General features: G+C 40.9%; 8 protein-coding genes. 3 read left to right on the top strand and 5 right to left on the bottom strand.

Annotated elements, in window-relative coordinates; genetic code table 11:
- The 4 genes from P20311_RS19385 to dgt form a co-directional block, all read right to left on the bottom strand.
- Positions 1-219: hypothetical protein (locus P20311_RS19385; RefSeq protein WP_238529462.1), on the bottom strand; the 219-nt coding region annotated here is incomplete at its 3' end.
- A gap of 169 nt (positions 220-388) precedes the next feature.
- Positions 389-1,237: an ABC transporter substrate-binding protein gene (locus P20311_RS17240; protein ID WP_008115251.1), complete on the bottom strand. Its 849-nt coding sequence runs from the start codon at positions 1,235-1,237 to the stop codon at positions 389-391.
- A gap of 162 nt (positions 1,238-1,399) precedes the next feature.
- Positions 1,400-2,905 carry a hypothetical protein gene (locus P20311_RS17245; RefSeq protein ID WP_008115253.1) on the bottom strand — a complete coding sequence of 502 codons (1,506 nt, stop codon included), beginning with the start codon at positions 2,903-2,905 and terminating at the stop codon, positions 1,400-1,402.
- Positions 2,906-3,097: 192 nt separating this feature from the next.
- Positions 3,098-4,561, bottom strand: a complete 1,464-nt coding sequence (dgt, locus tag P20311_RS17250; protein ID WP_008115255.1) for a dGTPase — start codon at positions 4,559-4,561, stop codon at positions 3,098-3,100.
- Between the two features lie 186 nt (positions 4,562-4,747).
- Here dgt and P20311_RS17255 point away from each other — a divergent pair, with 186 nt between their 5' ends.
- The 3 genes from P20311_RS17255 to P20311_RS17265 all read left to right on the top strand — a co-directional run bounded on the left by P20311_RS17255 (position 4,748) and on the right by P20311_RS17265 (position 9,807).
- Positions 4,748-6,154 (top strand): glycerophosphodiester phosphodiesterase family protein, encoded by a 1,407-nt coding sequence (locus P20311_RS17255; protein ID WP_008115257.1) that lies wholly within the window; start codon positions 4,748-4,750, stop codon positions 6,152-6,154.
- 14 nt (positions 6,155-6,168) lie between these two features.
- Positions 6,169-8,493: a hypothetical protein gene (locus tag P20311_RS17260; protein ID WP_008115259.1), complete on the top strand. Its 2,325-nt coding sequence runs from the start codon at positions 6,169-6,171 to the stop codon at positions 8,491-8,493.
- A gap of 99 nt (positions 8,494-8,592) precedes the next feature.
- The gene (locus P20311_RS17265) at positions 8,593-9,807 is read left to right on the top strand and encodes an alkaline phosphatase family protein (RefSeq protein ID WP_008115262.1); all 1,215 of its coding nucleotides are present in this window, start codon (positions 8,593-8,595) and stop codon (positions 9,805-9,807) included.
- 69 nt (positions 9,808-9,876) lie between these two features.
- On the opposite strand, the gene P20311_RS17270 is transcribed toward P20311_RS17265, so the two are convergent.
- Positions 9,877-10,620, bottom strand: a complete 744-nt coding sequence (locus P20311_RS17270) for a zinc-dependent metalloprotease family protein (protein ID WP_008115263.1) — start codon at positions 10,618-10,620, stop codon at positions 9,877-9,879.
- Positions 10,621-10,847 lie beyond the last annotated feature (227 nt).

A 10,847-nucleotide genomic window follows, 5' to 3' on the forward strand; every position in this document is an offset into this window, starting at 1 on the left:
ACGAAAGACATTTTCTGCTAAAAACAATTTTTGCACCACAGAGGTTCCCGAGGCGCTTTGCGCTGCACAGAGGTGGATTGGTATTTTTAAAGCATTTCTCTGTGAGCTCTGTGTCCTCGGTGGTAAATATTTATTTAGGCTTAATCTGACGCGATATAAAATTGCTGCTACAGAATAATATTTGGCTTTTTTATTTCCTCTAAAAGCGCAGCGTCTCATAACCTCTTTGTGAATAAATCACTTAAAAAATATATAACCACAGAGAAGCGAATGAGGGTAAATGAGAAGACAACGGGCTTCGTTCTTTTGCTAAAACCTAAAACCTAGCTCGTAGCCCGAAACCCGCGTTCCAAACATAAAACGCGCTACATAAAGCCCTGCCTACAGGTTAGTCGGCTAGGGCGCTATTTGTGGGTTGATAAGCGCCATTATCTAACGCATCAAAGTAGGCTTGGTAGCGGCCGTTTTGTTTAAATTTAAGTAATTGCTGGTTAAATATTTCAAGCCGCTGTTCACTGCGTGGGTTATTTTTAGGGAACATCACAAAGCTTTTATTGATTAATAGTGGCCTTGGGTGGTGCACAATGCCATTTTTTATTGTCGGTTTTTGCCCTGCTAATATGTGATAGCCTACGCTTTGCTCTTCGGCAAAGGCATCAATGCGGCCCATAGCTAAACGCTGAAAATTTTGCTCTGTTGTACTTACACGCGACATATCGAACAAGCCTTCATCAGCTGCTTTATCAAACTCTTTGCCGTAGCTGTAGGCAAGCCCACCACCGAGTAATAAGCCTTTTAAATCGTTTAGATTTTGCCAATCAAAAGGGCGTTGTTTATGATAAAAAAATACAAAACGCTCGTTTAACACTGGCTCACTGTAAAAATAATCCTCAGTACGTTGTTGTTCAAACATCCATACGGCAGTGGCTGCGTATTTATCATTAATGGTGTCGTGGTAAGCACGCGGCCACGGTAAAAAGGTAAAGTTAACTTTAATGTTGGCTTGTGCAAATATATCGGTAATTAAATGTGCAACCACGCCTTTGTGAGGCAGCGATTCGCTTAAAAAAGGCGGCCATTCGCCTGTACTTATATTTAAAGTAGCATGGTGATTAGGCGCTTTGCTTGAGGGTTGTATTGCTTCAATTGCGTGAGTGTAATGACAGGTAAAAGCCATCAGCAAAAAAGATGCGATATAAATACGGTATCTTAATTTAGCTGATAACATAACGTGCATGTGTATAAGTCTCTCCTTCTATTAAATATACCCTTTTTGGATATAAAGCGGCTTTGAGTGTTGCTTAAAAAACAGGCTATTTTAAAGGCGTTAACTGAATGTAAGCTTAAGGGCTATGCCGTGGCTTTACAGACTTATTTTAAGTATTTTTATGTTACCGCGTTATTCTTTTGTTTGCATGTTTTTTGCGCGTTTTTCTGCATCGATGAGTGCTTGTGATTTAGGCGCCCGTTTTTTCTCTTCTACTTTTGGTTTTTCGGGGGAATTTGGATCCCAGCTTTCATCAAGCGATAAATTAGCAAATGGGTTGCTGCTTTGTAGTGAGTTATCGGGCTTACTTGGCTCTTCAGGGGTAACCTTTACTTGCCCTGGCGTTACCGGTGTTTTTTTAGTTGGTAGTGGCGCATCGGGATCGAAAGTGCGTATCTCTGGCTCTTTAAAGTCGTGTTCTGTTGGTGAGCTTAACGATGCGCGCTGCTTTTTAGCAGGATGTATATCAGCCTTTGGTTGATGTGGTGCAATAGGTTCAGGAGCAATAGGCTCAGGTGCAATGTGTGAAGGCTTTATTGGCGCCTCTTTTTTAACTGGTATAACTTGTTCGCTAGGTTGATTTATAAAGTTACGCTGTATTTTGCTTTGTTTGGCTTCGGGATCAAAATCTCTTACTTGTGGCTCAGCAAACTCAGTTGCATTTTTAATCCGTTCTAAGGTCGCTTTAGCGGCTGCTTCAAACTCAGCCGTATTAGGCTCCGGCTTTATTTTCACTGTATTAACTCGACTAGAATCAGGCTCTTTACCCTTGCTTTCGACGGCTGGGTTTTGCAGATCAGAGCCAGTCACCATCGGCTCAGTAACAACACTGTGAGTTTGATCATTGTCGTTACTGGGGGGCATTTGCAATGGTATGCCAGTATCAGCCACTTGTTTATTTTGCTTAATATTGCGCAGGCGCATTAATACCACAACCGTAATTACCACAATTAACAATAGTGCCACACTCGGTAAAACTAGCGAGATTATATTAGCCCCTTTGGGCATTGAAGAGGCAATAACGGCTGTTTGCTCGCTGGTTTTTATAGTGATAGGTACGGCGGTTTGTGCTGGCTTAACGGTGGCTTTTTTTACCTCTGGTTGCGTATTTTTCTCAGTGTTTGATAATTCACTGGCCGGTATTTTATTTGGCTGTGCATTTTTTTCAGAAGCGCCGCTTTGTTCAGCCGCTGCTGTTACATTGACTTGTGACTCATCAGGTGCGGTTGTGGTTGATGCTACTGGGGCATTTTTTTTAGCTTGCTCTATAGTTTGAGTGGCGCTTTTTTCGATTACATTATTTTGGGGTGGAGTTGCACTTTGCTCAGTTGCATCGTCTGGAAACGTTGGCTGTAAAGTGGGTTCTGTTTGTTGTGGTTTTACAACCTCCGGGGTCGATTGTTTAATAACCGGCTGCGGTTTAGGCTTTGGTACTGGCAAAGTGCGTGCCGCTTGCGGATCACTGCAGTTTTTTTCAAAGTCTCGCGCAGCATTACGGTATTTACGGCTGGCTTTATTATTGCTGTGTTGCTGCATTTCTTGTTTTATAAGAATACACATAGCTTCGTTATAAGCGGCACTGCTGGCACTATAAAACAAAGCAAAACAAAAAAGTAAGCAACTCAGTAACGGTTTCATAAAACTCAAAAGCGGTTAAGCATCAATGCACTAATATTAAGCGCAAAGTGAAAAGTTATCTAGGGTCTGTTAACTTTTGCGGACTAATTTTTGTTAAAACTACGGACAATTTAATTGCCGCGCGTGCAAATTTAACCTTGAAAGATAAACAGATCCTAGGACTTAGCAATGCCAAGCGTGAGATGTTTGTAGTCAATCAATTACCAATAAGCTTCGGTATTCGTCGTAAGCAAATTGGTCGGTCATACCGCTAATGTAGTCTTGAATTAACCGACAGCGATAATAAAATTCATAGGCGGCAAAATGATCGGGCTCTTCTTGCATCGCATTTATGGCATGCTGATAGCTACTTAAATGCTTTTTAGAGAGTTTTTTAACGAGTCTCGATTCTATTAATAAGCGGTTGTCGCCATGCAATGCACGTTTAAAGTCATCGCTACTCAAAAGCAGCAAAGGTTTATAACAATCGAGTAGGCCATTAATAATACGGTAGCCTTGCAGTTCGAGCTTTTCGACTTCTTTGTGCGAAAATACATGCTCAAGCGCGACTTGTTTGAGCGCTTGGGTTGCTGCATGCAGGTAGCTGCGATCTTCTAATAATGCATGGTTAAAGTCGCCATGATAAATTGGCTCTATATTTTCAATAAAGCGTTTAGCGGCATGATTCACTAACGGGTGTAGTAACGACACACGTAAATAAATAAAAAATTCACTATTAAAATTAAAAGGCTGTGCTTGAGCGCGTTCAATAGCGTAGTTAATTGCGTCATCTACAAAGCTTTGGTGTTGGGTGTCGTTTAAGGTTAAGTTAATCAGTGCTTTTTGATACTGCTTTTTTAATTGCTCGCATAAATGCTGAGTGCTTATTATGTCTTTTTCTACCGCGTCTTCTATGTCAGCCAAGCAATAAGAAATATCGTCTGCGGCTTCCATAATGTAGCTGGCAGGATGGCGGCAATAAGGCTCCATTTTTAACTCTGTTTGCAGTGCTTCTATAAAGCTTTTTTCACTGTAGTAGTAGCCCACTTTTTTCATAATGTAGTTTTTATTTTGTGGGATATCTTGCTTTGCTAAGCTTGCAGGGCGTGTGTACTTTAAAATTGCCGCACTTTGGCTATAAGTTAAATTAAGGCTGAGCAGGGAGTGAATAATGCGAATGCCTTGGGCGTTACCTTCAAAGTTGCAAATATCTTGCGCTAAATGTTTAAAAATAACCCCTATGCTGCTATTGGCTGTTTGGCAACGCTCAGGTGTAATACTGGCCAAGTTAGCATTAAACCAATTATTAATGGCGGCTTCGCCAAAGTGACCAAACGGCGGATTACCAATATCGTGCATTAGGCAGGCCATTTCTACTAGGGTTTCTAGTGGGCGTTCTAAGCCCGATAAACCATATTCTTTTTGCTGTTGGTAGTTTAAGTTAGCAAAAATACGTTGCACAATAAACCGGCCAACTTGTTGCACTTCTAATGAATGAGTAAGGCGTGAGCGCACGGCTGCATTGCGCTCAAGCGGAAATACTTGGGTTTTTTGTTGCAGCCGACGAATGGCTGCACTATTAATAATTCGGCCACGATCGCTCTCAAGTGCCATTTGTAAATTGGCTGTAGTGCGCTGCATACGCGCAGGAGTTATTTTGCTGCTGAAGTCGATCATGGCAATCCTTTTTTACTTTCCGGCCTGTCTGAATGTTAAATTTAATCTAACAGCTTGTATATTAAATTAAAATTATTAGTTTAGCTGATAAGTTTTACTTTTAATTCAGTTTTTGTTCATATAACCTTTAAAGTTTAGTTAATCTTTTGTCTTTTCAGGGAGTTTAAGCCTTTTGGCTTAGTCAGCATGATGCGTCTTTTAGCTTACATTAATATTTTATCGGTGTGCGTGTTAGCCAGTATCTTAACTGGGTGTAATAGCACAGAAAATAAACCGAGCACTAATGCTCTCTCAATCGAGCAACAACAAGCAGCTAATGCGCGTGCTAGTGCCTTAGCTGCTCGTGGTTTTTATCAAACGCAACTGGGCAATATTAACTATTTATCAGCGCGTCAATGTAGTGATTTTAACTTACAAAGCCACCGTGGTTCTGTGCGTTACCCTGAAAACTCCCTTAATGCGGTAATTGATGCGATTGATAATAATTTTGATGTAATAGAGATTGATGTGCGCATAACCCGTGACAATGTGTGGGTGGTACATCATGATGCCCGTACTGGTCGTGAAACTGGCACAGTTGATAATAAACAGCGAAAAATTGAGTCTATTAATTACGCTAAAGAATGGGGATATTTACGCCACCGCAACCAAGAAACGGGGCTGTTAACTAACGATATTCCCCCTTCGTTTAAGGCGCTTGCCAGTACGTTTTCTCGCTATCGAAAAGTGCAGCAAAAGCTAAATATTGAAATTAAGTCGCGAGCATCAATCAACGATTTAAAAATGCTTGATTATCTTGCTCATCAATATGTGGGGGAGAATAATTATTTTTTTAGTAGTTTAGAGCTGCGTAACTTAACTCGTTTGCGCGATATTAACCCTGACATTTATATGATGTTTATTCAGTCTCCTTCAAAGATATCGATGAACAAACTGGCGGCTGATCTAAAACGTGGCGCGGGGAGCGATCCTATTTATGAGCGAAATAAAGAGCAACTTGAAAGCATTCAGTCGTATGCCAATCGTCGTCATCGTGAAACGCGTTACGATCGTCCAATTAAATTAGCCTCGCTAACAAAAAAGTTAAAACGTAATTTTGGCTATGTGTTAGATATTCGCCACTATCAGCAAAGTGCAGCACAGTTAAAAGTGACTGCTAAGGCACAGGGAATTGATATAGCGACTTATTCGATTAACGGCCACGACTACCATGAGCAAACTTTATTAGCTCAATCAAAGCGACTACGTCCTGACTCAGTGATTATTGATGATTCTGTTTATGGGTTCTGTTCGGTATTCGGTTTACCAAATGTTCAGCCATATAAAGGATCACATCCCGCAGCAAAACAAATTACAACACTACCTGACGATTTAGATTTAATGCGATTAGACGAACTATCGGCTTATCAAAAAAACCATTTATACCCTGCAATTGGTGGGCAATTAAAGTCGCTTAAAAGGACGCTTTACCCAGTGAAGATGTTACCGGTTAAGAGTGTGCCTAATTTAGAGGTTGGCGCGCGCGAGGCTGATGAAAAATTTAGCCTTGAAACCGACCCAGCCGTTGAGCTTGAACTTCGTAAACAAAAATAATAAGACCATTGACTATGAGCACAACCATAAAACCATTTTGGTGGCGTTTTTTACTGCTACTGCTAGCCTCTTTATATTTATTACCCGAGGCTATTTTTAATGCACAATTAGTTTCTTTAGTGGGGCTGGGGACACCCTCGGCACAAGACTTAGAGCATTTAGAAATTTATGGACGAGCTGTTTCTGGGGTTGGAGTGGCGTTACTGCTTGCTGATTTTTTACCTAAAGCTATGGTTGCAAAAGTAGGCCGAGGCGTTATTTCTTTGGTTGCATTAGTGTGTTTAGTTTGGCCAGTTGTTTTTTATGGTCAAAAATATGTGATAGAAAAAACCTTAATTGAGCCTTCATCTTCGCAGCAGCGCCAATTTGCTGTTTATAGTGCAGCACTCAGAGATGCTTTGGCGATTAATTCAATTAAAGTAAACGGTCTAGATTACGACTCTGAGCAATTACACAGCTCAGAAAACCTCACGTTTTTAGCGCTTTTTGGTGGGCTTTTATATAGTGATGCTGCTTTATCTGACAACTTAGAGGATGATAAGCGTAAGATTATTGCTTCTTTTGTGCAAAAAAAGGCCTACCAAGACTTTGATCAACACTATGGCGAGTATAGTCAGCTGTACGATGAGCTAGTCGTGCAATATAAAGCGTATGCATCGGGTAGTAAAAAATATAATCAAACTTTGGCGGGTATTAGTACGCGTGAGCAAGGTTATTGGCAACAAGTTGAGCAGCAAATAAATGATGGGTGGGGCAACTATCAACAAGCGCAAAAAGCGCATATAGCAAAAGCGTCTGCGCGTGCGCAAAAATATGGCCCTAAAATTTACGGCTACCACAAGCAAGTTGCTCGATGTTCAGAGCGTTATGATAAAAGTAGCCAAAAAGATCGTCGTAACCGCTGTTACGAAAGAGCGGCAGCTGATTATCGCAGCGATATTCTTCAAGCTGGTATTGGTTACATCGAGCCCGATTACTGGCTTATTGTTGAAGATATTTCTGCAACAGAAAATGCGGCCAGCAGCCTATTAATGGGGTTTTTAACAGGGGGGGTATATACTGCCTTACAAGCGGCTAGTTTAGCTACTGGGGGCGACGGTGGTATTAAAGATAAGCGATATAAGTACACGGATGATCCTGATCATTATCAATTACGCTTTTTACAACACCCTAAATTTGGACAGTTATTTGTAACTGAAACCGGCTACGAATTTGGTATCGAAAATTTAATCACTTTTCGCGCTCATGACACCACCTCTAAAAAGTTGCGCACACATTTTTCTAGTAAGGGCTTAGCACTCAATGAGCGCTGGAATATTAATGACCGCGCGGAATTTGCACAGGCTGTCGCTAAAAAAGTCACTAATGAAGCAAACAGCCAGTGGCGCAGTGAAATGGCAAAGCATGATTTGAGTTTAAAGCCTAATTTGCCGTGGGTTAGGTTTCAGTTGCATAAACAAATACAAGCTAAAATTGCTGATCGTATGGGCGATTTATATGTAAAAAATATTCGCGCAGATTGGAATAAAAAAAGTTTTAAAGAGTACGTGCTTGATCCTAATATCGAAAAACGTACCGATAAATATCTAACGATGCTTAATAGCGCCCAAAGTAAGTTTGTAGATGGGGGGGAATATGCTGAATATGGTAAGCAAGCACTGCGTTCTGTACTCATTCCGCCTATTTCAATGTCGTTATCATTATTTTTAATTTGTCTTACTTTTAGTAAGTTACCGCTAAAATTATGGCTGCTAATTAAGCCTGTCTCTGTAAACGCCATAGATAAGAAACACCCGTTATCTTGGCTTAAAAAGCTCATTATGCCTGCGGTTATTTTAATTGCCCCAGTAGTATTAATAAATAATACCTTTACTAAAGACCAGCAAAGCCCCGTTAATTACTTTTTAGCTAAGGTAGAAGAGTCGAGCAACCCGGTATTTAGTTATGCAATTCGCTGGACATTACATGCCCAACCCGTATTGCATCCATTAGGTTTAGCGTTTGAAGAAAAGTTGGGTATTTATGAGCATTTTACGCCTTTAAGCCATGCACTTGCTAAGGTCGATATTTTACGTCATGGCGATAGCTCTCTTAGCGCAGAGCAACAACAGCGTCAGAAATATATGGTTGAGCAAAAAACTAAGCTTACCATTACCAGCAATGCCCCTAATGCAGATATCAGAATTATGAATATTGGTCCTAAATATCGTCCTGGTATGGTGCTCAATGCAAGCAGTTACGATATACAGGTAAGTGCGCCCGGTTTTAAAACATATAGACGTTGGCATCAAATTGAGTCTGGCGAACACACACTTGCTATTAAATTAACTGCGAAGTAATTGTGTTGTGAATTAGATTAGTCTCAATACCACAAAATTTTAAAATAGCTATGTTAGTGTATTCAAGTCGCTTAAAAATTAACTTAAATAGGATAAATGATGCGTTTATTATTCGTTGTTGTGAGTGTGTTATTACTGATAAGTCCGCTTGCATTTGCTGCCAAAGAGCAAACCGTAGTGATGATTTCAATTGATGGTTTGCGCTGGGACTATATTGAAAAACATGGCGCGCCAAATTTAAAAGCAATGGGTGAGCAGGGGGTTAGGGCGCAAAAAATGCAGCCTGTGTACCCTAGTAAAACGTTTCCTAATCATATTTCGGTGATCACCGGTTTACTGCCAGTTAACCACGGTATTGTTGATAATAAATTTTGTGACAAAGCGCGCAATAATGAATGCTACAGCATGGGAAAAGGACAAAAAGACAGTACCTGGGTACGGGGTACTCCGCTGTGGAATTTAGTAAAAATGCATGGGCTTAAATCGGCGGTGTATTTTTGGCCTGAATCGGATGCGCGCTTTAATGGTATGACGCCAGACTACTATTTTCATTATTCTAAACAAGGTGACTACCAAGATAGAATTGACCAAATTGTACAATGGTTAAGTTTACCTCAAGCGCAGCGCCCACGTTTTGTAGCCAGTTACTTTTCGTTGGTTGATAGTATGGGGCATGAATTTGGCCCAGATGCAGTGCAAACACGTGACGCTGTTCATAAACTAGATGCCTTAATGGGGCAGTTACGCACTCGTTTGAGCAAATTAGCGCAGGATATAAACTTAGTGATTGTTTCTGATCACGGTATGGCACAGGTTGATCCTGAGCAAAGCATTATTGTCAGCAGTTTACCTAAAGATGATAACTTTATTACTGTGAATACCGGTCCTCGCTTGCTTATTTATACCAAAAGCGATGCTAAAAATGCAGATATTGACGCGTATAAAGCACGCTTACAAAAGGCAGCTAAGGGGCGTTATAGTGTTTTAAGTAGCGAACAGCTTAATGGCTATCATTATAATAGCGGGAGCCGAGTGGGCGACATTGTGGTGCAAACCAATGCGCCTGCAGTATTTAGCAACGGTACTAAAGCGCCTTATTTAGGTACGCACGGCTATGCGTATAGCGACGATATGGCAGCCACCTTTATAGCAACAGGCCCAGCGTTTAAACAAGGAATGAGCATTGAGCTGGTAAATAACTTAGATATTTACCCTGTGCTTGCCAAGGTAATGGGGTTGAAGCTAATGAGTAAAGTAGATAGCGATGGCAAAACCTTACTCCCTGCAATAAAGCAGAAAATGATTAATCATTAAAAAGAGCGCCAAGGCGCTCTGCAGGGGAACTTAATTAGCTAAATGGGTTATTAACCCATTTTTACGCTGTTATTTAAAATTGGCGATACTGGTTTTGGTATCAGTGACGGTACGAATGGCATATGCCTGATTGGTTACACCAAATGGAATGCCGTTTACACTCCAGTTTGGGTTTGAGAAGTAATCGTACTGAGTTGCACTGCCAAACACATGTGGATAAGCCATAATACTGGCAAATTCATTTTGTACGCCGTGGCCCATACCATCAACGTATACGCCACCTGCCGTATCGCCTTGCTTACGAGAATGCGCTAAACCTTGGTTATGACCTAGTTCGTGTACGAATGTTGAAGCGCCACAGTCAACGGCTGTTATTGAATACATACGGTTACTCATAGAGCTGTATAAATTGCCATTCGTGCCTTGGCCAACCCAAGCTAGTCCACAAGAGATTAAACCACTGCCTGCACTTTGGCCTGTGCCTAATACGGCTACCATGTCGGCTTTCCAATTATTACGTAAACCATCGACATAGCTGCTATTTGTCACGGCGTTAAGCCAGTCTTCTGAAGGCGTTATTGCATGATTACCTAAGTTTTGAGAGCCCACTAAACGCAGTGTTATATCAACGCCATTTTGGCTATATACTTGATTACTAAAAGCAATAAGCTGATTAATTTTAGTATTAATGTTACTAGTAGCGGCAGCTGATTGATCGGTATATAAAATACCAATATCAATTGTTTCTGCTGACACTGTGCTGGCGGCACAGAATGCCGTTGCAATAGCGGCTGTTGATATTATTTTTTTCATTGTCGTATTTCCTTTCTTTTGTAATTGCAGTTTTACTGCTGAGTCATCTGTGTTTAGGTTAAAAATTAACTAGCAGGTGATTTTTTATCACTGGGCGCAAACGGGTCTTTACCATCCGTATTTTTTGGTGCGGGTTCACCCACTTGGTGTTCTATATGTGATTTGTATAAATCGCGCTTTGCTGCAATCCAGCCATATTGGCCTTTGCTTTCAAAAACATAATTGCC

Source organism: Pseudoalteromonas sp. BSi20311 (assembly GCF_000239875.1).
Lineage (GTDB): Bacteria > Pseudomonadota > Gammaproteobacteria > Enterobacterales > Alteromonadaceae > Pseudoalteromonas.